Below are 26,155 nucleotides of genomic sequence, written 5' to 3'. Positions count from 1 at the left end.
TTTTTATTGCCTGTTAAAGGGTTATACCGCTAAACCCAAATTATTGCTTCTCATCACGACGATATTTGGGTTTCTTTCTCACGTATAACTTTCTCTGTACCTCTGCAACCACATCCCCGTTGGTGTCTTTTACATGGATGACGAACTCAGGAAAACACTTGTCACCATTCATCGTGGATTCATAAATTTCGTCGATTTGGGGCTGGGAGACCATAAAATCCGCATGAAGATCACCTAAACCTGGCTTAATAAAATTGATGCTTGCCTCTTTGTCCCAAACATAATATTTATCACCGAGTATTCCCATTAGCATTAATGAATAAACAGGATCCGTGAGTGAAAAAATGCTGCCACCATATTGAGTACGATTGGCATTTTTGTTCCACCAGCGCAGTTTTAGCTTCATCTGAACTTCGCGAAAGTCTTCACTAATTGACTGGATCTTTATGCCAGCCCCCCAGAATGGTGGCCAAATATTCAATGCAAACTTAACTATATTGGGGGTATATATTTTTGATACAAATGAATCCATAAAAATGCGACGGTCAGTATAGGTTGGTGTAAATTGTTACATAAAAGTTACTGGTCCGACATCTTTTGTGTCAAATTATGCAAAGTTTATCATGCATTCCTATTAACCCTTTGAACTTCGCGGTTTATTGTTGAGTGACACTACCCTATAATGGATAAAACGTTGGATCAGTTACGACCGCAGAACATCAACAGGAAAGTATATGTCAGATAATAACCAAGCGCTAAAGAATGCTGGTCTTAAAATAACCCTTCCAAGACTAAAAATTTTAGAGATTCTACAACACCCATCTAGTCAACATATTAGCGCAGAAGATTTGTATAAAAAGCTGATTGATATTGGCGAAGAGATAGGTTTAGCGACCGTTTACCGTGTTCTTAACCAATTTGATGATGCTGGTATCGTAACCCGTCATCACTTTGAAGGTGGCAAGTCTGTATTTGAACTGTCGACTCAACAACATCACGACCACCTTGTATGTTTGGACTGTGGGACAGTGATTGAGTTTGCTGATGATCTCATCGAAGAGCGTCAAAAAGAGATCGCTAAGAAGTTTAATGTTGAACTGACTAACCACAGCCTTTACCTATACGGGAAATGTGCAAGTGGTGACTGTAAAGAAAAATCAAACGCTCACAAGCCTAAATAAAACGTTTTTTAGAACAAAAAATGCCAGCATATGCTGGCATTTTTATTATCAGTAGAAAGCGAATATGGCTATTTAGCCAGCCCAGGTATCACGTAATCCTACCGTACGATTAAACACGAGAGCATCAACCTTAGACTCTTTGCTATCCACACAGAAGTAACCCGTACGCTCAAATTGGAACCCTTGCTCGGCAACCGCTGAAGCTAAGCTAGGCTCGACAAAACCGTTCACTTTCAGCAATGATTCAGGGTTGATCGTTTCAGCAAAATTATCTTCTGCTGCTGGGTTAGCAACGGTAAATAGACGATCATATAGGCGAATTTCCGCTGGCAGTGCTTTGTCAGCAGAAACCCAGTGAATCACGCCTTTTACTTTACGACCGTCAGCAGGATTTTTACCCAACGTTTCATTGTCGTAAGAGCAGAAAATAGTCGTAATATTACCTTCCGCATCTTTTTCAATACGCTCAGCTTTAATCACGTACGCACCACGCAGTCGAACTTCTTTACCTAGTACTAAACGCTTGTACTTCTTGTTCGCTTCTTCACGGAAATCATCACGCTCGATCCAAACTTCACGAGAAAATGGTACTTCGCGACTGCCCATTTCAGGATTATTTGGGTGGTTAGCAATCGTCAATGTCTCGACGCTCGTTTCGTCAAAGTTTTCAATAACCACTTTGATAGGATCAAGAACGGCCATAGCACGAGGCGCATTTTCATTCAGATCATCACGAATACAAGATTCTAGAGAACCAAACTCAATCATGTTCTCTTGCTTAGTAACACCGATACGTTTACAAAACTCTCGAATCGAGCTCGGTGTGAAACCGCGGCGACGTAAGCCAGATATTGTCGGCATACGAGGGTCATCCCAACCTTCAACTAGGTTTTCAACAACTAACTGATTCAGCTTACGTTTTGACATCACCGTATATTCAAGATTCAAACGACTGAATTCATATTGATGCGGTTGACAATCGATCGAGATATTCTCAAGGACCCAATCGTACAAACGGCGGTTATCTTGGAACTCAAGCGTACACAATGAATGAGTGATCCCCTCAAGGGCATCAGAAATACAATGCGTAAAGTCGTACATAGGGTAAATGCACCACTTATCGCCCGTTTGATGGTGAGTCGCAAAGCGAACGCGGTATATCACCGGATCGCGCATTACCATGAATGAAGAGCTCATATCAATTTTAGCTCGCAGACACGCCGTTCCTTCTTTGAATCCACCTTCGCGCATTTTCTCAAATAACGCTAAATTTTCTTCAGGACTACGATCACGATAAGGGCTCGCTTTACCAGGCTCTGTTAACGTACCGCGGTATTCACGGATCTGCTCTGGGCTCAACTCATCGACATACGCTAGACCCTTGTTTATTAGCTCAACTGCATAGCCATAAAGCGTATCAAAGTAATTCGATGAATAACAAACATCGCCAGACCAATCAAAGCCTAACCAGCTGACGTCATTTTTAATAGATTCAACGTACTCAACGTCTTCTTTCTCAGGGTTTGTGTCATCAAAACGTAGATTACACTGCCCTTGGTAGTCCTGAGCAATACCAAAATTTAAGCAAATAGATTTAGCATGACCAATGTGCAAATACCCGTTCGGCTCCGGTGGGAAGCGAGTATGCACGCTAGTGTGTTTACCATCCGCTAAATCTTTATCTATGATTTGGCGAATGAAATTCGATGGACGAGCCTCAGCAGCTTCACTCATCTATAGCACCTCAATATGGTTTAGTATTGTCAGAATTAATAGCCGTTAATGATCCACAATTCTACGCCTTTACACAATAAGAACTCGCATTAAATTATCAATTAGTCGCTGAACCCGTAAAGAATGGTGAAGAATACAGCGTTCACCTTTTAACCACTCAACGTTATAACCTTCAACACAAACAAAAAAAGCCTCCCAAAAGGGAGGCTTAATATTTTCACTTACTTGTCGTTATTCCAATTAAGGCGTGTTGCGACTAAGGAAGTTTTACATCTGAAAGGTCTTCACCTGGGCCGATTGCTTTCATTTCACCAGCAACGATTTCAGCCAGTGGGCCAAGAATAACTTGTAGGTTATTTTCGCCTAGTTTCACAACACCTTTCGCGCCAAGCTTCTTAAGTACAGCTTCATCAGCGATAGAGCGATCTTTAAGCGTTAGACGTAGACGTGTGATACATGCATCAATAGAAGTTAGGTTGTCGTGACCACCTAGAGCTTTAAGGTATTGACGTGCAACATCACCTTTTGGAGCGTCACCCGCTGGAGCGGCTGCGTCTTCATCATCGTCTTCACGGCCAGGCGATTTCAGGTTGAAAGCGCGGATTGCGAAGCTGAATGTGAAGAAGTATAGAGCACCAAAACCAAGACCAATCAACAGTAGAGTGAACGGTTTAGTTGCTAGGCCCCAGTTCAATACGAAGTCGATAAGACCAGCAGAGAAACCAAAACCGTGTAGCGTACCAAACATGTTAGCAACAACTAGAGACAGACCGGTAAACACAGCGTGCATTGCGTATAGAGCAGGCGCTAGGAATACAAACATGAATTCTAGTGGCTCTGTGATACCCGTTAGGAAAGAACAGAATGCTACTGAGAATAGTGCACCACCAACTTGGCTGCGTTTTTCAGCAGGAGCTGCTAGGTACATTGCTAGAGCTGCACCTGGTAGACCGAACATCATTACTGGGAAGAAACCGTTCATGAATACGCCAGCGCCTTTATCGCCACCGAAGAAACGGTGTAGGTCGCCAGATTTCACAGTTTCAGTCACTTCTTTCACAACCGTTGTGATTTCTGGAGTAACAGAGTTAGCGAATGTGAACGTGTGCTCTTGACCAACAACTAGAGTCTTAGCCAGTGTAGGGTCAACACAAAGTTGAGTGATGCTAGCGAATGCGCCTTGACCAGCAACGATGATTTCTTGACACGTACCCATACCGAACCAGAAGTAAGAGTTCAATACGTGGTGTAGACCGACAGGGATAAGTGCACGGTTAAGAGTACCGTAAACGAATTGACCAATAGCGCCAGACGTTGATACTGCGTGAGCTAGTGCGTCTAGACCAGACTGAACACCAGGCCAAACCACACCAGAAACCGCACCGGCAACTAGAGCGAATAGACCCGCCATAATAGGCACTAGGCGCTTACCAGCAAAGAATGCCAACCACTCAGGAAGACGTGTAGCATGGAATGCATTGTAAGAGTGACCTGCGATGATACCCGCGAAGATACCGCCGAAGAATGACATGTTTACGTCTGCATTGATTGTTGTCGCTGTAGCCGTTAGTACGAAGTAAGCAACAGCACCAGCAAGACCCGCTGCACCGTTACCGTCTTTAGAAAGACCAATCGCGATACCCAAACCGAATAGAAGCGGTAGGTTACCAAAAATTGCTCCACCAGCTTGCGCCATGAATGCGATATCTAACAGGTCGCCTTGACCCAAACGTAGTAAAAGCGCCGCAATCGGTAACGTTGCGATAGGCAGCATAAGAGCTTTACCTAGCTTTTGTGCGTATCCAAGAATATTCACCTTATAGTTCCCCCTATAGGAATTAATCATTATGCGAGTGACTTATTTCGGCCACTCAATTTAGTCGCTTTCAGTTTATGCCATTAATTTTGCTCCGCAAATTAAAACCTTACCATTTGTGATCATAATCACCAGAAACACCCAAAAAGGCAGGTTTTTGCTAGCTAGATCATAAAACTTATTTTACAATTAAAAAAAATGGCAAATAGACGATAGCATTTAGAGGTTATTAGCACCGAATTATAACGCTTAGGCCAATAACAGAAAGGCTTGCGTCACTTTTTAATAATGTAAGTTTATATTACGGAACGAACTTAAAAGAATGCACTTAAATCAATAAACCTAAGTGTTTTCACGCCATTTGCTAACTAAATTCCCAGCCTAATTGAACGTTAAAAAAGAAGTATTCACTCCGTTCTTTCCTTCAATTAAGCTCACAAGGTTTCATAAATATTTAAAATAAGGATTAGCTGAAATGTATGCGCTAACTAACTGTAAAATCTTCACCGGCAGCGATGTACTTCTCAATCATGCTGTTATCATTAATGAAGGCCTTATCGAGTCGGTTTGTGCTCTGTCAGAGTTGCCAGCAGATATCGAAATAAAAGATCTTCAAGGCGCAAATTTAAGCCCTGGTTTTATTGATTTACAGCTTAATGGTTGTGGCGGTGTCATGCTAAATGATGAAATCACCGCAGATACCATGCAAACCATGCACCTCGCTAACCTTAAATCTGGCTGTACCAGCTTTTTGCCGACGCTGATTACCTCTTCTGATGAAGATATGAAAAGTGCCATTAACGCGGCTCGAGATTACCATTCAAAATATCAAAACCAATCTCTCGGTTTGCACCTTGAAGGGCCATACCTGAATGTACTCAAAAAAGGCATTCATAGTGTTGACCACATCCGCCCTTCAGATGACAGCATGATTGATACTATCTGCGACAATGCAGACCTAATCTCAAAAGTTACGCTAGCACCAGAACACAATGCTCCTGAACACATCGAGCGCTTAAAGGCGGCGGGTATTGTCGTATCAATCGGCCACACTAATGCAACGTATGCGCAAGCGCGCCAAAGCTTTGAGTCTGGTATTACGTTTGCGACACACTTATTTAATGCGATGACCCCAATGGTTGGACGTGAACCCGGTGTTGTAGGCGCGATTTATGATACGCCTGAAGTCTACGCGGGTATTATCGCTGATGGCTTCCATGTTGATTATGCTAACATCCGAATTGCTCACAAAATCAAGGGTGAAAAGCTAGTATTAGTGACCGATGCCACAGCTCCAGCAGGTGCTGAGATGGATCACTTTATTTTTGTTGGCAAGAAAGTATATTACCGTGATGGCAAGTGTGTTGATGAAAATGGCACGCTTGGCGGCTCTGCACTGACTATGATTGAAGCAGTTCAAAATACAGTAGAGCATGTCGGTATCGCTTTGGATGAAGCTCTTCGTATGGCTACGCTATACCCTGCAGCAGCAATGGGTGTTGATGACCAATTAGGCCGAATTAAAAAAGGCATGGTCGCGAACCTTGCTGTGTTTGATAGAGACTTCAATGTTCAAGCGACTGTTGTTAACGGACAATACGAGCAAAATTAATCATGAATGGCGGACAGATAGGTAACGTAGATTTAGTTAAACAACTAAACAGTGCAGCGGTATACCGACTTATTGATCAAAAAGGTCCTATATCGAGAATACAGGTTGCTGATGTGAGTCAACTCGCACCAGCCAGTGTTACCAAAATCACCCGCCAACTCCTCGAGCGCGGTTTGATTAAAGAAGTGGCCCAGCAGGCTTCCACCGGCGGACGCAGAGCCATTTCTTTAACCACAGAAGTGGAACCCTTCCATTCAGTGGCAGTAAGGTTAGGCCGAGACTATGTTCAATTCAGTCTCTATAACCTAGGAGGAATAGAGCTGGTGACGGAACATCACGAGCTTATCTATTCTAATCAAACTCAGTTAACTGACGGCTTGATATCCCAACTTGGGCGATTTATTGAAGATCATCGCGCTATTACCAACCAATTGATCGCCATCGGTATTGCCTTGCCTGGCTTGGTTAATCCAGAAACTGGGGTTGTGGATTACATGCCAAATACGGACATTGACCACCTCCCACTTGGCAGCATCATCAAAGACAAGTTCAACGTTGAATGCTTTGTCGGGAACGACGTTAGAGGAATTGCGTTAGCTGAACATTATTTTGGCGCCTCTAAAGACTGCCAAGACTCGATATTAGTCAGTGTTCACCGTGGTACGGGTGCGGGCATTATTGTCAACGGTCAGGTATTTTTAGGGTTCAATCGTAACGTTGGAGAAATTGGTCATATTCAGATCGATCCTCTGGGCGAGCAATGTCAATGTGGTAACTTTGGCTGCTTAGAGACGGTGGCTTCAAACCCTGCGATTCTGGAACGAGTCCAGAAATTGATTAATCAAGGCTACGAGTCCAGCTTAAGTAAAGTAGACACTATCACCATTCAGGATGTGTGTGACCACGCCAATATTGGTGATGAGCTCGCGACACAAAGTCTTGTTCGCGTCGGCAATCAACTCGGGAAAGCCATCGCGATAACCATTAACCTGTTTAACCCGCAAAAGGTGGTTATTGCAGGTGATATTACCGCTTGTGAAGACATTGTATTCCCTGCAATTCGACGTAACGTGGAAAATCAGTCTCTCACCACTTTCCATAAGGCACTGCCAATAGTCGCCTCAAAAGTGGATAAACAGCCAACGATTGGGGCCTTTGCCATGATTAAGCGATCCATGCTCAATGGCGTTCTATTGCAAAAGCTTTTAGAAGATTAAGCTAGCTGGCAATAAACCTGCAGAACTTAGCACAAAACTTCTTGTTCTATAACTAATTGATGTACACTTTACGGCTGTGATTATTCACGGCCTTTTTGTTACTGAGGAAACAACTAAATCGTATGGACATCATCTTAATTTCCGCCACATTTTTTGCCGGCTTTATCGCTCTTAAGCTCAATCTTCCCCCTTTAGTTGGTTTCTTATTAGCGGGCTTTGGTCTGCATGCGCTCGGCTTTCAAAGCAATGAAACCATTATTACCCTTGCCGATCTGGGTGTCACATTACTGCTCTTTACCATTGGCTTGAAACTAGATATTAAAATCCTACTCTCCAAAGAAATCTGGGCTGGGGCCACCGTTCACAATTTACTGTCAACGCTGCTGTTCAGTGTCGCTCTGCTGATATTCAAATTTCTGGGTATTTCAAGCATCGCCACTATGCCCCTTGAACATATTGTATTACTTGCCTTTGCTCTCTCATTCTCCTCAACCGTTTTTGCGGTCAAAACACTGCAAGAAAAAGGCGAATTGAACTCAACATATGGCACGATTGCGATCGGTATACTGGTTATGCAAGATATCTTCGCGGTCATTTTCCTTACCGTATCAACCGGGAAGATCCCCGAATGGTATGCGATAGCGTTATTCGTGTTACCTTTTTTAAGGCCACTATTTTACACAATACTCGATAAAGTGGGACACGGGGAAATGCTGGTACTGTGTGGCATTTTCTTTGGCCTTGTCGTTGGTGCCGGTCTCTTTAACTTAGTCGGCGTCAAACCGGATCTCGGTGCGCTTCTTTTAGGCATGCTGCTGGCTGGTCATAAGAAAGCCTCCGAGCTGTCTAAATCACTCTTTAACATTAAAGAGCTTTTGCTGGTGTGTTTTTTCTTAAACATCGGGCTTTCCGCGCAACCCACGCTATCAGCCGTCGTTTTATCACTTCTGTTTTTGCTGCTGTTGCCCATTAACGGAATTCTCTACTTCCTCGTCCTTAAGGCCTACAAATTTAGAGTCCGAACGTCTCTATTAACCTCATTATCTTTGTTTAACTTTAGTGAATTTGGCCTGATTGTCGGTGGATTGGCCTTCCAAATGGGTTGGATGTCAGGCGATATTCTCGTTGCATTAGCCTTAACCATCTCTTTATCATTTATTGTCGCGGCTCCTATCAATAGAAACGGCCATGCTATTTATCAACGTTCAGCGGGTTGGTTAAAAGAGCACACCGCCGAGAAGCTTCATAAACGCGATCAGCTGATCAATCCAGGTAACGCTCAAATACTCATCCTTGGAATGGGCCGTATCGGATCTGGGGCATATGATGAGCTGATTAAACGCTATGGGAAGGTTAGCTTGGGTGTTGAGGTCAAAGAAGAAGCAGCGTTAGAACATCGCTCTGAAGGAAGAAATGTAATTTCAGGAGACGCGACGGATCCAGACTTCTGGGAAAGAATATTAGATACCGCCAATGTGAAGTTGGTTCTATTAGCGATGCCTCACCACCAAGGTAACCAAATCGCTTTACAACAGCTTCAAAGCCGAAACTTCCAAGGCCAAATCGCTGCGATCGCAGAGTACTCAGATCAACTCGATCTCTTGGTTGAAAATGGCGTAGATGCCGCTTTTAATATTTATAATGAAGCAGGCAGTGGTTTTGCGCGTCATGTGTGCGATCAACTAAAGCCGGTATTCAACAAACCAGAGTAATCTTACTCTCTTATTCATTTTATGTTTGGCGAGATACACGGTATCTCGCTAGCTAATGGCTACTCCCCAATCATTTATTAGAAAAAATCCATCAATATTAAGTTTATAGTGGATTTTTTCTAACCCTATCGTCTTTTTCTCATTTTTATTCTCTAATAGAGTTGCTTTTCTTAATCAAAATGGCAAATTGCTATTAACAGATTAAATAAAATTTAAAAGGAAGTTGTATGTGTTCAGTTTTTGGCATATTAGATATTAAGAGCGACGCTAGTTCGCTTCGTCCCGTGGCATTAGAGATGTCTAAAAAATTACGTCACCGAGGCCCTGATTGGTCAGGTATTTATGCATCAGACAACGCGATTCTAGCGCATGAACGTTTAGCCATTGTGGGATTAAATAGTGGAGCTCAGCCTCTTTATAGCCATGATAAAAAACACATACTTGCGGTCAATGGAGAGATCTACAACCACAAAGAGATCCGTGAACGTTACGAAGGCAAATACGACTTTCAAACCGACTCTGACTGTGAAGTCATTCTAGCGTTATACCAAGAATACGGCTCAGAGCTACTAGAAGAGTTAAACGGTATTTTCGCGTTTGTATTATATGACGAAGAAAAAGACCAATATTTAGTTGGACGTGACCACATTGGTATCATTCCTCTTTACCAAGGTTACGACGAACACGGTAACTACTACGTAGCATCAGAAATGAAAGCACTGGTACCCGTTTGTAAAACCGTGAGTGAATTCCCTCCTGGTTGTTACTACGGTTCAGCAGACTCTGAACCTCAGCGTTACTACACTAGAGATTGGAATGAATACGCAGCCGTCCAGGGTAACTCGACCAGCAAAGAAGAGCTAACTGAGGCTTTAGAAGCCGCGGTTAAGCGCCAACTAATGACTGACGTCCCATACGGAGTACTGTTATCTGGCGGTCTTGATTCTTCGATTACTTCAGCAGTCGCCAAACGATTTGCCGCAATGCGTATTGAAGATGATGGTCAGTCTGAAGCATGGTGGCCGCAACTGCACTCCTTTGCGGTTGGACTAGAAGGTGCGCCCGATCTAAAAGCTGCTCGTGAGGTTGCCGATCAAATCGGTACGGTTCACCATGAGATGACCTACACCATCCAAGAAGGCCTAGACGCTATCCGTGATGTGATTTATCACATTGAAACCTATGATGTCACCACGATTCGTGCATCAACACCAATGTACCTGCTGGCTCGAAAGATTAAAGCAATGGGCATAAAAATGGTTCTTTCCGGGGAAGGCGCAGATGAAATATTTGGCGGTTACCTGTACTTCCATAAGGCACCTAATGCGAAAGAGTTCCATGAAGAAACTGTCCGTAAGTTACTCGCTTTAAACATGTTCGACTGCGCACGAGCGAATAAATCGTTAGCGGCTTGGGGAGTTGAAGGTCGAGTACCGTTTTTGGATAAAGAGTTTATCGATGTTGCTATGCGTTTAAACCCTGAAGACAAGATGTGTGGTAACGGTAAGATGGAGAAACACATCTTACGTGAGTGCTTTGAGCACTACCTACCGGAAGCGATTGCTTGGCGTCAAAAAGAGCAATTTTCTGATGGCGTAGGCTATGATTGGATTGATACGTTAAAAGCAACTGCCGATGCTAACGTCACAGACAAGCAAATGGAAACAGCAGCGTTTCGCTTCCCATACAACACACCACAAACAAAAGAAGGTTACGCATATCGTGAAATCTTTGAAGAGTTGTTCCCACTAGAATCAGCAGCAGAATGTGTACCAGGTGGCCCATCCGTTGCTTGTTCATCTGCAAAAGCAATTGAATGGGATGAGTCTTTTAAGAACTGCGCAGACCCATCTGGACGTGCTGTTAAAGCCGTGCATAACGATTCTTACTAATCACAATAGAATCTGATTCATAAAAAAGGCACCTTTCGGTGCCTTTTGCTATTTCACTGTTCCGCATGAACAACGGTGTTTATTGCAAATCTAAATCTTTATTAGCAATACTAATTGGAACCTTTTTACTGATCATTTTCACTAATAATATCGATCGTGCTTCACCATCTGACTCTTGGTAAATGGCATCAATTCCTGCGAATTGACCACCCACTACCCCAATAATGTCGCCTTTTTCAGGAAGATTAAGTGACTGGACTTCGCAGTTATCTTGTTCTAACTGTTTCAGCGTATCGATCAGATCCCCTTGCACCTCTTGTGGGTGGTTGCCTATACGAACAAAATCCACCACACCGCGAGTCGATCGAACCGTTGTCAATGACGGCCCAGCCTCAAAATCGAAACGAACAAACATATAAGATGGAAAAAGTGGCTCTTTCTTAACCGCCTTTTTACCTCGGGTGATTTTTTCCACCTCAACTTCTGGGTAAAAGACCTCGACATTTTGATTTTCAAGGTGCAGTTTCGCTCGTTGCTGCTCACCTCGTTTACAATATAGAAGATACCAACGCTTCATAATTTACCAACAGCTTTTTCTATTTATTTTAAGTATATCTTACCCCTCTTAGAGGGTAAATTGTGTCTTCACTATCTGTTGTAATAACTCGATATGTTCATCCGAATCATTTAAGCATGGTATGTACTGAAAGTGCTCTCCGCCAGCTTCAACAAAGATCTCTTTACACTCTTCGGAAATTTCTTCTAATGTTTCCAAACAATCAGAGGCAAAAGCAGGGGTAACGATATCCAGCTTTTTAATGCCTTTTTCTGGCAGCTGTTCAAGGGTTTTGTCGGTGTACGGTTGTAACCACTCTTCTCGTCCAAAACGCGATTGATAAGTGTGCCCTATTTGCTCTTCATTTAACCCGAGTTCTTGCGCCAACAATTTGGTGGTGGTTAAACAATGCTGAGGATAAATATCGCCATTATCGGCATAGCGCTTTGGTATTCCATGGTAGGAGCAAAGTAAATAATCACCTTGACCGTTTTCCTGCCAGCTCTTTCTCACCGTAGCAGCAAGCGCTTTAATGTACTGTGGATGATCGTGGTAATCAGTGGTCAAACGATACTGAGGAATACGGGCAGATCCCTTAAAGGCCTTCAATAGACCATCGCTCACAGCAGCTGTCGTGGTTCCTGAGTACTGCGGATACAACGGAAGGACAAGGATGTCGTCCACGCCTCGTTCTTGAAGAGATGCTATGCCCGACTTTAGACTCGGGTTGCCATAGGTCATACCAAGTTCGACCGGGATACCTATCGCGGCCTCTAAGCGTTCTTTTTGTCTGCAAGAATACACCATCAAAGGCGAGCCTTCTTCCATCCATACCGATTGATACAATTTAGCGACTTTAGGTACACGGACAGGAAGAATAATGCCATGCAATAAAGGGCACCATAACCAGCGGGTCATATCAACCACACGGTGATCATGTAAAAACTCAGATAAAAATGCCTTCACTGCTTTTGGCGTAGCGGCATCCGGTGTCCCTAAATTCACGAGCAAAATGCCCTGTTTTGTATTTTCCATAACCCAGCTTATCGTTAATGTATGTCTGCTTGTTTACGCTTATCGGTCCAATACGGATCAAAAAAAAGCGACCTTATAAAGGCCGCTTCACTATATCAAATAACTTGTCAATTAAGACAGTGCTTTTGCCAGCTCTGCACTCACTTCAGCCACTTGCTTAGTGCCGTCAAATTTCAGGTACTGAGTGTTGCCTGCTTGTGCTTCTTTACCGTAGTACTCGATAAGCGGCGCAGTTTGCTCGTGGTATACGCCTAAACGTGCACGAACGGTCTCTTCTTTATCATCATCACGTACAACAAGGTCTTCACCGGTAATGTCATCTTTACCTTCCACTTTTGGCGGATTGTAAATTGCGTGATAAGTACGACCAGAAGCAAGGTGAGCGCGACGGCCAGCCATGCGCTCAACAATTACGCCGTCAGCCACATCAAATTCAATCACATAATCAACATTAACGCCCATTTCTTTCAAGCCGTCAGCCTGAGGAATGGTACGAGGGAAGCCATCTAGCAAAAAGCCTTTTGCACAATCATCTTCAGCAATACGCTCTTTGATTAAACCTAAGATGATCTCATCAGAAACAAGTTGTCCAGCATCGATTACTGATTTCGCTTGCTTGCCCATTTCAGTGCCCGCTTTAATTGCAGCACGCAGCATGTCACCCGTTGAGATTTGTGGAATACCATACTTTTCCATGATGAATTGAGCTTGTGTGCCTTTACCTGCACCTGGAGCACCTAGAAGGATGATGCGCATGTTTGTTCCTCTTTAGAAATAAATGATTTATACCGAAGCTCACAGTGTCACTAAATCGGTTAACCGTTTAGCGCAGTCGCAACGATAAGTTTCGGTATAAGGTTTTAAAACAGTGTTGTTTAGATGAGTATCCGTGCCTATAACCGATTACTCAGTCGAGCATATTAACATATTTTTTTACGTTCGGACTGAATTACGACTAAAGAATGGCTCAGCACGATAACGTTTACGTCCTTAATAAACAAAAGTTACGTCTTTTCGACGATTCTAAGGACAATTAGCAAAAAAGCTCGCCAAAGCGAGCTTTTTTTATACATTTGGTATTAAACCTTAGTCAAAAGCTTGTTGATCGCACCGACAAACTGAGATGGATCTTCCATTGAGCCTTTTTCCGCGAGCATTGCTTGACCTAGCAACACTTCAACCCATCCACCAAACGCTTGCTCATCGACTTCATCAGCCATGCGCTTAACAAGATCGTGTTGAGGGTTCAGTTCAAAGATGTATTTAACTTGAGGCGCTTCTTGGCCTGCCGCTTCGAGCAGCTTCGCCATCTGAGTACCCATTTCAAAATCATCCGTCACAACAACGGCAGGCGTACTATCAAGCTTAAACGTTGTGCGGACTTCTTTAACACGATCGCCAAGGTAAGCTTGGGTGCGCTCAACAACCGACTTGAACTCTTCTTCCGTCTCTTTTTGTTGCTCTTTCTCTGCTTCATCTTCAAATTTGCTAAGATCAAGACCCGCTTTCGTAATTGACTGGAACGCCTTACCATCAAATTCTGTTAAGTAGTTCATCAACCACTCATCAATACGATCCGACATAAGAATAACCTCAATGCCTTTCGCTTTAAATTGCTCAAGGTGAGGGCTGTTCTTCGCCGCAACATAGCTGTCAGCCGTGAGGTAGTAGATCTTATCTTGTTCTTCTTTCATGCGCTCAACATACGCTGCAAGACCAATCGTTTGATCTGAAGAATCCACTTCTGTTGAAGCAAAACGCAATAAACCTGCAATTTTCTCTTTGTTGGCTGAATCTTCTGCTGGGCCTTCTTTTAGAACCAAACCAAACTCTTTCCAGAAGCTTTGGTATTTTTCTTCGTCATTCTTAGCCAGACGCTCTAGCATTGTTAAAACACGCTTGGTACAAGCATTACGCAGTGATTGAGTCACTTTGTTGTCTTGTAGAATTTCACGCGAGACATTCAACGGTAGATCATTCGAATCAATCAAGCCACGAGTAAAGCGCAAGTAAGACGGCATGAACTGCTCTGCGTCATCCATAATAAAAACGCGTTGAACGTAGAGCTTCAGACCTGATTTATGGTCTCTGTTCATCATATCCCAAGGGGCTTTAGCTGGGATATATAACAAGCTAGTATAGTCGTTTTTACCTTCTACTTTGTTGTGGCTCCACAGCAAGGAATCGGCAAAGTCGTGCGACACATGCTTGTAAAACTCTTGGTACTCTTCATCAGAAATATCTGATTTACTGCGAGTCCACAGTGCTTGAGCTTTATTGATTTGCTCCCACTTTGATTCCTCTGTGTCCTTGCCTTCTTCATCTTTAACCGTGGTTAAGATAGAAACTGGGATTCCGATATGGTCAGAGTACTTACTAATGACATCACGTAAACGCCATTCTGAAAGAAACTCTTTACCTTCATCACGCATATGTAAAACAATATCCGTGCCGCGAGTCTCTTTAGTAATATCTTCAATGGTGTAGTCACCTTCGCCAGCAGAGTGCCATTGAACGGCTTGATCAGAGTCAAGACCAGCACGGCGAGTACGAACAGTGACCGCGTCTGCCACGATGAAAGCGGAGTAAAAACCGACACCAAATTGACCGATCAATTGTGAATCTTTGCTTTGGTCTTCCGACAATTTAGAGAAGAAATCAGCGGTGCCTGATTTGGCAATAGTCCCCAAATGCTCAATGACATCGTCACGAGTCATACCGATACCATTATCAGAAATCGTCAGTGTGTTCGCTGCTACATCAAAGGATAACTTAACCCCTAGATCGGCGTCACCAGCGTACAGATTTGAATCTGATAGTGCTTGAAAGCGCAATTTGTCTGCAGCATCAGAGGCATTAGAGATAAGCTCTCTTAGAAAGATTTCTTTATTGGAATATAAAGAATGAATCATTAGGTGAAGTAGTTGTTTTACTTCAGACTGAAAGCCGCGTGTTTCTTTATTGCTTGTTAACGTCTCGCTCATATTAGCTCCGTGACTCTTATCATTTATGTACAACCCACTAAGGGGCAATTGATAGTTAACATGAGGATGACAATTGTAAATTCAAGGTCAAAAACCATAAAAACACTGTTTTTTTTATCATTTTTGTTTATCCTACTGTCGAAACTTATCAAAGAAACTAAAATCATAACTTTGATGTTTCAGTCATTGACATTCAAACTCACTGTTTTCCCCTAATAACTTGTCTAATTAAGAAGAGTCCAATGAGCAATATAGGCACAAAGTTTATCCTTGCAGACCGATTTACTTTTGACCCAAATAACAACTCATTAGTAGATAACGAGAGCGATACTGACCTAGTGCGTTTAGGCAGTAATGAAAGCCGTATTCTATTACTGCTGTGCGAACGCCCAAATGAAGTGATTACTCGCCATGAATTGCATGAATTTGTTTGGCGAGATCAAGGCTTTGAGGTAGATGATTCGAGTCTCACTCAAGCGATCTCTACGCTGAGAAAAATGTTGAAGGACTCAACAAAATCACCGCTATTCGTAAAAACCGTTCCTAAGCGCGGTTATCAACTGATCTGCTCCGTGAAAGCAACCACAGTACTTGCTTCATCAAAAGAAGTTACGTCATTTAGCATTGAAGAAAACCCAATGTCAGAACCTGATGTTTCAGCGTCAGCGATTGAAGAATCAAAACAGGTTCCTGATGCCAATGAGAATAAAGTCAGTGCGCTCAGTGTAGAACCTAACGGCAAACTCACCACACCTTCAACGTTGATGCCTAAATTACTGCTTCTATTGGCGATGGCTCTGCCATTGATGGTGGTGCTTTTCACGACACCAAGTGAGTCTAAATTTAGAGAATTAGCGGTTTATCAAGATGTCCCGGTGATAACGCCATTCAATCATCCAGACCTTTCACAATGGCTTCCATCACTGGAACTATGTGTAAATAGCTACTTAAACCAACATAAAGACGAGTTAACCCCCATTAAAGTTATTGCTACGGGTGGTCAAAATGAGCAAGTGATACTCAATTACATTCACACTGTTGAGCAGTCTAGCAACAACAAAACCGTTCGTATTGTTTGGAAAAACCCTGATATTAACAAGGTGTGTTTATAATGAATAAGATCATGACTCAGAAAATCACGACTATTATTCTCGCAATATCTGCTTTGTTTAGCGCTTGGTTATATTGGGGAAGTGACCTCAAAGTTGAGCAAGTCCTTACTTCGCACGAGTGGCAGTCTCGATTAATCACAGAGGTATCTCATATCGCCGGTGATTCCGTTGGCCCATTACGCCGAGCTGAAGTCAATTCCAATGTAAAATACCTACCAAACGGGACTTACATCCGAGTGTCACTGGTACGCTTGATCGTTGAAGAAAGTGATAACATCGTCATGATCAATATCTCAGAAACCGGTGAATGGGATATCAGTGACAATTACCTTTTAGTATCACCAAAGGAATTTAAGGATGTCTCTTCAGCGCAAACCAAAGACTTTACTGAAGAGCAATTGAAGCTGATTACACAACTGTTCAAGATGGAAGCAAGACAAAGCCGCCGCATTGATATTGTCAATAAACAGACACTGTTGCTGACCAGTTTGAATCACGGTTCAACCGTTCTTTTTACTAACTAGTTCCTTGTTACTGTTGTGCTGATTAGGGAGACTTCTGTCTCCCTTTTTTTGTTTTGCATCGTTCTGATTACAAAAAATATTATTGACGTTGATATTTTTAATCTTGATAGTGTGAAAGAATCTCTCCGTCAAAGCTCACGACTTGAAGTACTCCGTCACTTAAGCGGCCAAAGCTTGCTGGGTAACCATCTCGAGGGAAAGTTGCCGAGCCCGGATTAAATACAACGATATCTCCGTGTTTTTCAGCAACAGGAATATGTGTATGCCCATGAACAAGGATGTCATTTTCTTTTAAGGGTGGGCGTTTATTCGAATTATAAAGGTGCCCATGCGTAATGAACATTCTCTGCCCATACTCCATTAAAACCCACGTGTAGTCCGTCATCATTGGAAAGTCCAATAGCATTTGATCAACTTCACTATCACAATTGCCTCTAACCGAAATTATTGAATCTGCGTACTGATTTAATAACACAGCCACCTCTGAAGGTGCATAACCTTCTGGTACTGGGTTTCTAGGGCCATGATTTAGCGTATCACCGAGTAAAATCAAAGTTGCAGCACCTGACTGTTCAAATTGTTCAAGTACTCGTTTCGTTGCTGGCAAGCTTCCGTGTAAGTCGGAGGCAAAAAATAATTCCACAGAAAATACTCCTGATTAATGACCAGCGATATTCTAGAGCCTATTTTCTCGCTCGTCATCTATAGCCATGCCATTAAACACAATATTATTGTAGCTAACCATACCTATCACTTCTCCATTTTCGATAACTGGCGCTCGACTGATTTTAAAGCGCTCAAACAGACGTGCGCAGTATTTCACATTCATATTAGGTGCGACCGAGAGAGCAGGTTTAGTCATGATTTCGTAGACGTTTGTTCTCATCGGAGAGCGATTTTTAGCCAGAACCTTTTTCGCGATGTCATTCATCAGTATGATGCCAAACTCATCCTCTTCGTTTCGCTTGTTTACGATAAGAGCCTTCACATTATGCTGGCGTGCAAGTGCAATCGCTTCATTGACCGTGGTTAACCCATCAACCATGACGTAGGTATTCGCCATGACATCTCGCACTTGTATTATTTCATGTGTCTTCATAGTTTATCCTCAACCACCTTCGTTAACGTTTCAACCTGATGAGCAACACCAACGGCATCTTCCACATCGATCTGCACAGCAATACCTTGACCAGACTCTGAATCAAACTCCCCGACGTCACTGATCGTTTCTAAAATATGCCGAGACAGGTGCTCCTCGACAACGAAAAGCAACACATCTTTTTGAACTTCTAAAGTCAAACCAAAGAAGGTTTTTTTCTTATTTAGCCCCTCGCCACGAGCGTTATTAATCACGGTGGCGCCTGTTGCACCAGCTTCTCTAGCGGCATCCAGAACGATGTCTACTTTACTGTCTTCAACAAATGCCAATATGAGTTTAAAGCGCATTAGACTTCTCCTTTAATGCTTTTTTTGTTCAATATTTGTGTTATTTGCGCATAAGCCATGACCGAAATAATCGGAAACAAGCTTGCAAAGGCAATCAGCCCAAAACCATCAATCACAGGATTTCGACCAGGTACCGTGGAAGCCAGCCCGAGCCCCAAAGCCGCAACTAATGGAACCGTAACAGTTGATGTCGTCACTCCGCCGGAATCGTATGCCAAAGGCACAATCAACTTAGGGGCAAAAAAAGTTTGAATAACTACAACGATGTAACCGCCTATGATGTAGTAATGGATGGGGTCCCCAACCACAATTCTGTAGCTTCCCAGAGCAATACCGAATGCTACGCCAATGGCAACGGCAATTCTCAAACCGTTAACACTGATGCTCCCACCGGAGACTTGGTTCGCTTTAATAGCCACGGCAATTAATGATGGCTCTGCAATGGTCGTACTAAACCCAATAAGAAACGCAAACAAGTACACCCAATAATAATCAATCCAAGAAAGATGCAGGCCAATGCTTAAGCGTACTTCATTAAGAAATTTAGGAGCAGTGAGTTGCTGCGCCATGGTTTCCCCCAATGGAAACAACGCTAAATCGAGACCAATAAGAAAAAGAGAAAGCCCGAGTAGGACATAAAAGAAACCTAGTAATACATGAGGGAGATTATTGATTGGGCGTCGTAATACAGCCACTTGAAAGCCAAACAGGATCGTCACAATCGGAATCACATTCACAATCGTATCAAGGAAAATACTGAAGAAATGATCAATAGTTATCATCCAATCACCATTCCATAAACCATGACAAACATCATGGGCAGTAGTGAGGCAAACGCAATCAACCCGAATCCATCGATCATTGGGTTTCTTCCTTTAATCGCAGAGGCTAACCCCACGCCTAAAGCGGTCACCAGAGGGACAGTAATCGTTGATGTGGTAACACCACCAGAATCATAAGCAATACCGATAATATGATCAGGGGCGAACCCAGTGAGTATAACAACCCCGATATACCCACCGATGATCATGTACTGTATTGGCCACCCTTTTAAAATCCGTAACACACCCACTAATATGGCCACCCCTACAGACAAAGCAACGGTATAGCGAAGCCCATTTGCGTAAGAATCGATCTCTTCAATGGCGCTGGATATGATGCCACCTTCTGCTGCGACCTCTGCTGCTTCATTGGCAACCGCCGTCAAAGCAGGTTCGGCTACGGTCGTACCAAACCCAAGACAAAACGCAAAAGCTAACAGCCAAAAGACACTCCCTTTTCTTGCGAACGCTTGGGCCATTGACTCACCAATAGGAAATAACCCCATCTCTAAACCAAAGATAAAAAAAGTAAGACCTAGCACAATCAGAACGAGTCCAAATAAAATCGACATCAAATTAGGCAATGGTTCTTGAAGTACAACGAGCTGAAAAAAAACAACCACCAAAATAATCGGTAAAAGATCTCTAAAGCTTGCAAACATTGATTTAAGTAATGTGGTTAAGCCGTTCATTCTATCTCCATGACAAAACTGCATTTTATAATCATGGTAAATGTAATTGACCTGAGGTGTGATACAACTAACGCAATGGAGATATAACTCGTCTTTTTTGTACCCTTGTCATCTCCTGGACGTATAAATAAATTGAAACTATGTCGTTCATCACATTGTGACTATACTCAATCAGTTAAGGAGGAAAAATGAAACTATTGATTACAGGTGGAACCGGCTTTATCGGCCGAGAATTACTCAAACATTTAATTACCCACCAAATAGTCGTGGTGACTCGTGATGTCGGCAATGCCAAAAAAAAGCTTTCCCACATTGGCAATAAAAATATCGCCTTTCTAACCTCACTTGACGACCTCCAAGATGTTAATGATTTTGATGCCATTATTAATCTCGCCGGTGAACCCATCGCAGATAAACGTTGGTCAAAAGCTCAAAAAGAGAAGATCTGCCACAGTCGTTGGAATACTACCGAAAAACTGGTCGAACTGATTCATGCTAGTACAACGCCACCCTCTATTTTTATTAGCGGCTCAGCCGTTGGGTATTATGGCGATCAACAAATGCACCCTTTTGATGAGTCATTGCAAGTCAATCAAACCGGATTTAGCCATCAAATATGTCAGCGTTGGGAAACCATTGCTCATCGCGCTCGCTCAGAGAATACACGTGTCTGTGTCATAAGGACGGGCATCGTTCTTCATCCGACCGGCGGTGCACTATTAAAAATGCTACCCATTTATAAGTTTGGCCTTGGTGGGCCGATTGGTTCAGGTAAACAGTACATGCCATGGATACACATGACAGATATGATAAGAGCTATTCTGTATTTGCTCGAAACTTCACACGCGAGTGGCATATTTAACCTAACTGCGCCTCATCCAGTCACTAACCACCACTTTAGCCAAACCCTGGCAAAAACGTTAAAGCGACCACACTTTCTATTTACACCCAAACCTTTGATAAAATTGATGTTAGGAGAAAGCGCTTCTTTATTGCTTGATAGTACCCGCTGCAAGCCTAAGAAATTAACCGAACTCGGTTTTCACTTTCATTACTCTCGTATTGAGCCTGCTTTCAAAAACTTATTACAACATCATAACTAATCGATTACTCTAGCGATTCAAAACCAAACATAGTGGCGTTTTAATGAGTCGATGGGTATTAATTACTGGCTGTTCTTCTGGAATCGGCCTGACTGCTGCAAAAGCATTAAAGGAGCGAGGATATAAAGTCATCGCTTCTTGTCGCAAAGTTGAAGATGTCGAACGGTTAACCAAACTCGGATTAACTTGCATTCAACTCGATCTTAACTGTGCAACCAGTATAAGCACAGCAGTAGAGTCGGTTCTAGCTATCACTGACCATCAACTCTTTGCATTATTTAATAATGGCGCTTATGGGCAACCAGGGGCGATTGAAGATCTTCCGACGCAAGCCTTGAGAGAGCAATTTGAAGCCAATTTCTTTGGTTGGCACCATCTCACCACGTTGCTTCTTCCTGTTATGCGCAGCAATGGTGAAGGACGGATCATTCAAAACAGTTCCGTTTTGGGCTTCGCTGCGATGAAGTATCGAGGGGCCTATAATGCCTCTAAGTTTGCGATAGAAGGATGGACAGACACGTTACGCCTTGAACTTGCTGGCACCAACATTTTCATTAGCCTCATTGAACCAGGCCCAATCGAAACTCAATTTCGCGCTAACGCATTGACAGCATTTGAACAGTGGATAGACACAAAAAACAGCCCACATCAGCAAGCCTATGCGCTACAAAAAGAACGGTTGAATAATGAGAAATCAGGGAATGCGTTTGCTCTTCCCCCTGAAGCTTGCCTGGCACCTTTATTTGATGCGCTTGAATCAAACAAACCAAAGATTCGTTATCGAGTGACAACCCCAACGAAAGTGTTCGCCATATTAAAAAGGCTCTTACCGAATCGGTGGTTAGATAAACTATTACAAAAAGCCGCTTAATGAGCAATCTGTAATCAAATCGTCATAGTTTACTGTCATAGTGCTCATGAAACATACAAAAGTGTGACTTAAAACATTTGACCGGGTGACGATTTTAATGACATTAACTCAACTCAATATACTTGGTGTATGCATTACGCTGACTTTGTTTATTTTGTTTTAGATTACAACAGCTCCAGATGCAGACCTCCTTTGAAAAGAAATGCCACTAAATAACGTGGCATTTTTCATTTCCCCTTGATAAACACGCTATAAGCCCCTATTTCTTATATCAATTGAGCGAATCACTTAGGATATGCACAAATGCAATCACCATATATTGTTGAAATGAATGAGCAAAACTTCAGAGACATTCTAGAAGGCTCGACGAACACTCCGGTCCTTATTCACTTCTGGGCACCAATGAGCCAAGAAAGTGCTGAAATCATCCCTCAACTTCAATCGGTTACTCAGCAGTATGATGGCGCATTCACGCTCGCTTTGCTCAACTGCGAACAAGAACAAGCCATTGCCGCTCAGTTTGGCGTACAGTCGCTTCCAACCATTGCCCTTTTTATTAATGGTCAAGCCGTTGATGGCCTTGGTGGACCTCAACCGATTGGCGCTATTGAGCAAATGCTAACCAAGCATTTACCAAGCCAAGATGAGCGAAACCTCACCAAAGCGCTCGAGTTAATGCAAGCCCAGCAATACGAACAAGCATTGGCTTTACTCAATTCTCTGGATGACGAAATCAAACTCAAACCCGAAGTAAAACTCGCGATTGCCGAAAGCTTACTGGAAACTCAACAGTTTGATTTAGCGGAAAAACAGCTAGAAAGCATTCCACTAGAATACCAAGATAATTATTACAAAGGCCTCATTTCAAAGCTTGAACTTCATAAACAAGCCGCTGATAGCCCAGAGATTCAAGCGCTAGAAAATACGCTTTCTCAAGATACCTCAAATTATGCAGCGGCTTGTGAATTAGCCCTTCAATACCATCAGGTAAGCCGTTCAGAAGAAGCCTTGGATCTTATATGGCGCTACATAAAATCGGATCTCAATGTAAGTGACGGAGAGCTAAAAAAAGCGATGATGGATATATTAAGTGCACTTGGACAAGGCAACCCTATCGCAGCAAAATACCGACGCCAGCTTTACTCACTCCTGTACTAACATTACTTTACTGAAATAGCTTATTAACATAGCTTGCTAGTTTAGCTTCCTAAAATAGCTTATTAATATCGTTGCATTAATAATAATCAACAACTTAAGGTTGTCATTTCAACCTTAAGTTGTCTAAAAACGACGACTCTGCCTAACTATTCCTAATCCAAACGCGCTAAAATAGACGACAATTCATACAAAAACCTAAGTTAGGAATGGTTATGCCAATTGATTCTCTTATTACTATCAGCGTGTTTATCTTCGTTGCCATCGCCGTTATTGCCTCAGCGGTTAAGACGGTTCCCCAAGGCAGTCATTGGACGGTTGAACGTTTCGGCCGCTATACTCATACATTACAGCCTGGCCTTAATATCATTATTCCGTTCGTTGATCGTGTCGGACAAAAAATCAACATGATGGAGCGAGTGCTTGATATTCCCGCTCAAGAAGTAATCTCTAAAGATAACGCTAACGTCGTTATTGATGCAGTCTGCTTCATACAGTGTATCGACGCTTCCAAAGCCGCCTATGAAGTCACTGATTTGTCTCATGCTATTCGTAACTTAACGCTAACGAATATTCGTACCGTGCTTGGTTCAATGGAGCTCGATGAAATGTTAAGTCAGCGGGATATGATCAATACTAAGCTGCTCACTATTGTCGATGAAGCGACCAACCCGTGGGGCGTTAAAGTAACTCGAATCGAAATCAAAGATGTTCAGCCCCCTGCCGATTTAACAGCCGCAATGAATGCCCAAATGAAAGCAGAACGAAATAAGCGTGCTGATATTTTAGAAGCGGAAGGTGTCAGACAGGCCGAAATATTAAAAGCCGAAGGTCACAAACAATCTGAAATATTAAAGGCCGAGGGCGATAAACAAGCGGCAATACTGCAAGCAGAAGCCCGTGAACGTGCCGCAGAAGCAGAAGCCAGAGCGACGGAAATGGTATCAACGGCTATTGCTCAAGGTGACATGCAAGCGGTTAACTACTTTATCGCTCAGGGCTATACCGAAGCATTGAAATCTATCGGTGAAGCGGAAAATAGCAAGATCATTATGTTGCCATTAGAAGCCACCGGATTGATGGGTTCAATCACTGGGATTGCTGAAATGTTTAAGACAGACTCAACGAAAGAAAAATAGGTGAACATGTGTTGGAATTCTTAGATTCAATCAATCATTGGCATTGGTTAGCGTTTGGCCTCGCCCTGCTCGCAATGGAATTACTAGGCACCGCTGGTTATTTTTTATGGCTAGGTATTTCAGCACTCATCGTCGGTGTTATCTTGTCTAGCTTACCGATGAGCTGGCAGCTTCAGTGGGTTTCGTTTGGCGTATTCTCTCTCATCACCACTTGGTTGTGGTGGAGAAAGCAAATCAAAAACGATACCCAAGACGATAAAAACCGAGACTTAAATCAGAAACAAAAGCAACTCGTGGGAAAAATACTCACAGTGAGCGAAGATTTACCCGCTGGATCTTGTCGATTAAAAGTTGGGGATTCCACCTGGAAAGCAGAGACATCTCAAGCGATATCTTCTGGGCAGACGATCAAAATAATAGGGGTGGATGGCATCACTCTAAAAGTTGAGGTTGTTTAATTGACGAACAACCTCTAAATTTGAAGTATAAAAAAAGAGGATAAAAAATGAACCGAGTCAAAATCCTGTTTTTAGCCTTAGTTTTCTCATTTCCTGCATTATCAAATACAGGGACTCCGCAGACGGGGCCACTTGTTGACTGTAAGCTTGAAAGTGGTGACGTTGTAAGGTTAACGGCGTTTATGTGCCAACAAAACAAAGGGCACAAAGTATAAACCAAAGGGTAAAAAGTATGAGGTAATAGGCAGGTGTTTATCACTGACATTTCACCTGCCTTGTAAGTTTATTCTTGCTCTAATAACCAAGCTAAAATCTGTTTTCTTTCCTTCATATTACTTTGGCCATACCAGTAACTGGTCATTTCTAATGCTTTACTGCCTTCGATAACTTCTACTTCTTTAGTTTTTCTGTTATCAAACGCCCAATCACTGAATACGGTTCTTTCTTCGTTAGACGCTTTCTCATACCAATATTCAACCATTTGAGATGGCTGGCTCGGAGCTGGGGACGTTTTCGCTTCAGGCTGGCTTTCTACAGCAACGGCGGTTGTTGCTGTTGTCGCTACCGCCATGCCTTCAATAGAATGCTTCGAGTTATATCGAGCTAATTCTTTGACATAATCGCGAGAAATACCGCTCGATGCAGGCAGTATATCTTGCTTTACTTTAATCTCTTTACCGGATTTATCCGTCACTACAAAACGTGGATCTTTATTGAATGCTTCTGCGTGCTCTACTCGAGTGATGTCAGATTCTATATCAATTTTCAAAGTCGTATCTGCAGCATCAAATGTGATAACAACAGGGTGTGAATTAAACTTTTCTTTTTCTCCCTGTTTATCGACAAGTTGGGCAACTCTAACAACAATTTGATTTTGCCCATTCTCATACTCGAATGTACTTTTCTTTAATACAAAGAATCCAACTTCTTCACCATTGGCTATCACTGCAGATATGTTTCTATCAATGGTTACATCAACGGCAGCCATAGGAGCGAATGAAGTAATCATGGCACCAACAACTAACATTCTATTCATTACTTTCATTTATATTCTCCTTTAAATGAAAACGAGCATCTAATCTAGATGCTCGTTTA

At 42.7% G+C, this 26,155-nt stretch carries 26 protein-coding genes; 13 read left to right on the top strand and 13 right to left on the bottom strand.

Translation table 11 applies throughout. The features are described from left to right. Window positions 1-40: 40 nt before the first annotated feature. On the bottom strand, window positions 41-532 hold the full coding sequence (locus QF117_RS10095) for a DUF4442 domain-containing protein (protein ID WP_282388799.1): 492 nt from the start codon (window positions 530-532) through the stop codon (window positions 41-43). A 202-nt stretch (window positions 533-734) separates the two neighbouring features. Here QF117_RS10095 and fur point away from each other — a divergent pair, with 202 nt between their 5' ends. After that, window positions 735-1,181 carry a ferric iron uptake transcriptional regulator gene (gene fur, locus QF117_RS10090; RefSeq protein ID WP_282388798.1) on the top strand — a complete coding sequence of 149 codons (447 nt, stop codon included), beginning with the start codon at window positions 735-737 and terminating at the stop codon, window positions 1,179-1,181. 72 nt (window positions 1,182-1,253) lie between these two features. Here fur and glnS read toward each other — a convergent pair whose 3' ends face one another. Next, complete coding sequence (gene glnS / locus QF117_RS10085) at window positions 1,254-2,915, bottom strand: glutamine--tRNA ligase (RefSeq protein ID WP_282388797.1); 1,662 nt, start codon at window positions 2,913-2,915, stop codon at window positions 1,254-1,256. A 256-nt stretch (window positions 2,916-3,171) separates the two neighbouring features. Next, a complete protein-coding gene (gene nagE / locus QF117_RS10080) occupies window positions 3,172-4,731 on the bottom strand; it encodes an N-acetylglucosamine-specific PTS transporter subunit IIBC (protein WP_282388796.1) in 1,560 nt (519 codons plus the stop codon). Window positions 4,732-5,206: 475 nt separating this feature from the next. Between nagE and nagA the strand changes: the two genes are divergently transcribed. The 4 genes from nagA to asnB all read left to right on the top strand — a co-directional run bounded on the left by nagA (window position 5,207) and on the right by asnB (window position 11,164). Further along, the gene (gene nagA, locus QF117_RS10075; protein WP_282388795.1) at window positions 5,207-6,343 is read left to right on the top strand and encodes an N-acetylglucosamine-6-phosphate deacetylase; all 1,137 of its coding nucleotides are present in this window, start codon (window positions 5,207-5,209) and stop codon (window positions 6,341-6,343) included. 2 nt (window positions 6,344-6,345) lie between these two features. After that, complete coding sequence (locus tag QF117_RS10070; RefSeq protein ID WP_282388794.1) at window positions 6,346-7,560, top strand: ROK family protein; 1,215 nt, start codon at window positions 6,346-6,348, stop codon at window positions 7,558-7,560. Between the two features lie 122 nt (window positions 7,561-7,682). Then, window positions 7,683-9,272 (top strand): cation:proton antiporter family protein, encoded by a 1,590-nt coding sequence (locus QF117_RS10065; protein WP_282388793.1) that lies wholly within the window; start codon window positions 7,683-7,685, stop codon window positions 9,270-9,272. 227 nt (window positions 9,273-9,499) lie between these two features. Then, complete coding sequence (gene asnB / locus QF117_RS10060) at window positions 9,500-11,164, top strand: asparagine synthase B (RefSeq protein WP_017033186.1); 1,665 nt, start codon at window positions 9,500-9,502, stop codon at window positions 11,162-11,164. Between the two features lie 79 nt (window positions 11,165-11,243). On the opposite strand, the gene rfaH is transcribed toward asnB, so the two are convergent. The 4 genes from rfaH to htpG all read right to left on the bottom strand — a co-directional run bounded on the left by rfaH (window position 11,244) and on the right by htpG (window position 15,739). Then, on the bottom strand, window positions 11,244-11,741 hold the full coding sequence (gene rfaH, locus QF117_RS10055; RefSeq protein ID WP_282388792.1) for a transcription/translation regulatory transformer protein RfaH: 498 nt from the start codon (window positions 11,739-11,741) through the stop codon (window positions 11,244-11,246). 48 nt (window positions 11,742-11,789) lie between these two features. Further along, window positions 11,790-12,755 carry a ferrochelatase gene (gene hemH, locus QF117_RS10050; RefSeq protein ID WP_282388791.1) on the bottom strand — a complete coding sequence of 322 codons (966 nt, stop codon included), beginning with the start codon at window positions 12,753-12,755 and terminating at the stop codon, window positions 11,790-11,792. Between the two features lie 111 nt (window positions 12,756-12,866). Beyond that, complete coding sequence (gene adk / locus QF117_RS10045; protein ID WP_017033189.1) at window positions 12,867-13,511, bottom strand: adenylate kinase; 645 nt, start codon at window positions 13,509-13,511, stop codon at window positions 12,867-12,869. Between the two features lie 323 nt (window positions 13,512-13,834). Further along, window positions 13,835-15,739, bottom strand: coding sequence for a molecular chaperone HtpG (gene htpG, locus QF117_RS10040; RefSeq protein ID WP_282388790.1), 1,905 nt, complete (start codon window positions 15,737-15,739; stop codon window positions 13,835-13,837). Between the two features lie 242 nt (window positions 15,740-15,981). Between htpG and QF117_RS10035 the strand changes: the two genes are divergently transcribed. Both QF117_RS10035 and QF117_RS10030 read left to right on the top strand, forming a co-directional pair. After that, window positions 15,982-16,851, top strand: a complete 870-nt coding sequence (locus tag QF117_RS10035) for a transcriptional regulator (RefSeq protein ID WP_282388789.1) — start codon at window positions 15,982-15,984, stop codon at window positions 16,849-16,851. Continuing rightward, entirely contained in the window at window positions 16,851-17,375 is a 525-nt protein-coding gene (locus QF117_RS10030) for a regulatory protein ToxS (RefSeq protein ID WP_017039259.1), read from the top strand. The genes QF117_RS10035 and QF117_RS10030 overlap by 1 nt, the downstream gene beginning before the upstream one ends. A 97-nt stretch (window positions 17,376-17,472) precedes the next feature. On the opposite strand, the gene yfcE is transcribed toward QF117_RS10030, so the two are convergent. The 5 genes from yfcE to QF117_RS10005 are packed head-to-tail and all read right to left on the bottom strand — an operon-like array spanning window position 17,473 to window position 20,334. Continuing rightward, window positions 17,473-18,018, bottom strand: a complete 546-nt coding sequence (yfcE, locus tag QF117_RS10025) for a phosphodiesterase (RefSeq protein ID WP_282388788.1) — start codon at window positions 18,016-18,018, stop codon at window positions 17,473-17,475. 33 nt (window positions 18,019-18,051) lie between these two features. Continuing rightward, window positions 18,052-18,474, bottom strand: coding sequence for a CBS domain-containing protein (locus QF117_RS10020; RefSeq protein WP_017034671.1), 423 nt, complete (start codon window positions 18,472-18,474; stop codon window positions 18,052-18,054). Next, entirely contained in the window at window positions 18,471-18,821 is a 351-nt protein-coding gene (locus QF117_RS10015) for a P-II family nitrogen regulator (RefSeq protein WP_017034672.1), read from the bottom strand. The genes QF117_RS10020 and QF117_RS10015 overlap by 4 nt, the downstream gene beginning before the upstream one ends. Continuing rightward, window positions 18,821-19,603, bottom strand: coding sequence for a DUF1538 domain-containing protein (locus QF117_RS10010; RefSeq protein WP_282388787.1), 783 nt, complete (start codon window positions 19,601-19,603; stop codon window positions 18,821-18,823). The genes QF117_RS10015 and QF117_RS10010 overlap by 1 nt, the downstream gene beginning before the upstream one ends. After that, window positions 19,600-20,334: a DUF1538 domain-containing protein gene (locus QF117_RS10005; protein ID WP_282388786.1), complete on the bottom strand. Its 735-nt coding sequence runs from the start codon at window positions 20,332-20,334 to the stop codon at window positions 19,600-19,602. The genes QF117_RS10010 and QF117_RS10005 overlap by 4 nt, the downstream gene beginning before the upstream one ends. A 188-nt stretch (window positions 20,335-20,522) precedes the next feature. On the opposite strand from QF117_RS10005, the gene QF117_RS10000 reads away from it, so the two are divergent. The 6 genes from QF117_RS10000 (at window position 20,523) to QF117_RS09975 (ending at window position 25,275) form a co-directional block, all read left to right on the top strand. Continuing rightward, window positions 20,523-21,437 carry a TIGR01777 family oxidoreductase gene (locus tag QF117_RS10000; RefSeq protein ID WP_282388785.1) on the top strand — a complete coding sequence of 305 codons (915 nt, stop codon included), beginning with the start codon at window positions 20,523-20,525 and terminating at the stop codon, window positions 21,435-21,437. 43 nt (window positions 21,438-21,480) lie between these two features. Continuing rightward, window positions 21,481-22,308 carry an SDR family oxidoreductase gene (locus QF117_RS09995; RefSeq protein WP_282388784.1) on the top strand — a complete coding sequence of 276 codons (828 nt, stop codon included), beginning with the start codon at window positions 21,481-21,483 and terminating at the stop codon, window positions 22,306-22,308. Between the two features lie 303 nt (window positions 22,309-22,611). Beyond that, on the top strand, window positions 22,612-23,466 hold the full coding sequence (locus QF117_RS09990) for a co-chaperone YbbN (RefSeq protein WP_282388783.1): 855 nt from the start codon (window positions 22,612-22,614) through the stop codon (window positions 23,464-23,466). A 212-nt stretch (window positions 23,467-23,678) separates the two neighbouring features. Next, entirely contained in the window at window positions 23,679-24,602 is a 924-nt protein-coding gene (locus tag QF117_RS09985) for an SPFH domain-containing protein (protein WP_282388782.1), read from the top strand. Window positions 24,603-24,610: 8 nt separating this feature from the next. After that, window positions 24,611-25,060 carry an NfeD family protein gene (locus QF117_RS09980; protein WP_282388781.1) on the top strand — a complete coding sequence of 150 codons (450 nt, stop codon included), beginning with the start codon at window positions 24,611-24,613 and terminating at the stop codon, window positions 25,058-25,060. A 47-nt stretch (window positions 25,061-25,107) separates the two neighbouring features. Beyond that, window positions 25,108-25,275 (top strand): hypothetical protein, encoded by a 168-nt coding sequence (locus QF117_RS09975; RefSeq protein ID WP_282388780.1) that lies wholly within the window; start codon window positions 25,108-25,110, stop codon window positions 25,273-25,275. A 68-nt stretch (window positions 25,276-25,343) separates the two neighbouring features. On the opposite strand, the gene QF117_RS09970 is transcribed toward QF117_RS09975, so the two are convergent. After that, entirely contained in the window at window positions 25,344-26,105 is a 762-nt protein-coding gene (locus QF117_RS09970; protein ID WP_282388779.1) for a DUF2057 domain-containing protein, read from the bottom strand. Window positions 26,106-26,155 lie beyond the last annotated feature (50 nt).

It is taken from the genome of Vibrio sp. YMD68, from assembly GCF_029958905.1.
Lineage (GTDB): Bacteria > Pseudomonadota > Gammaproteobacteria > Enterobacterales > Vibrionaceae > Vibrio.
This window is presented reverse-complemented; position numbering and strand designations above follow the sequence as displayed.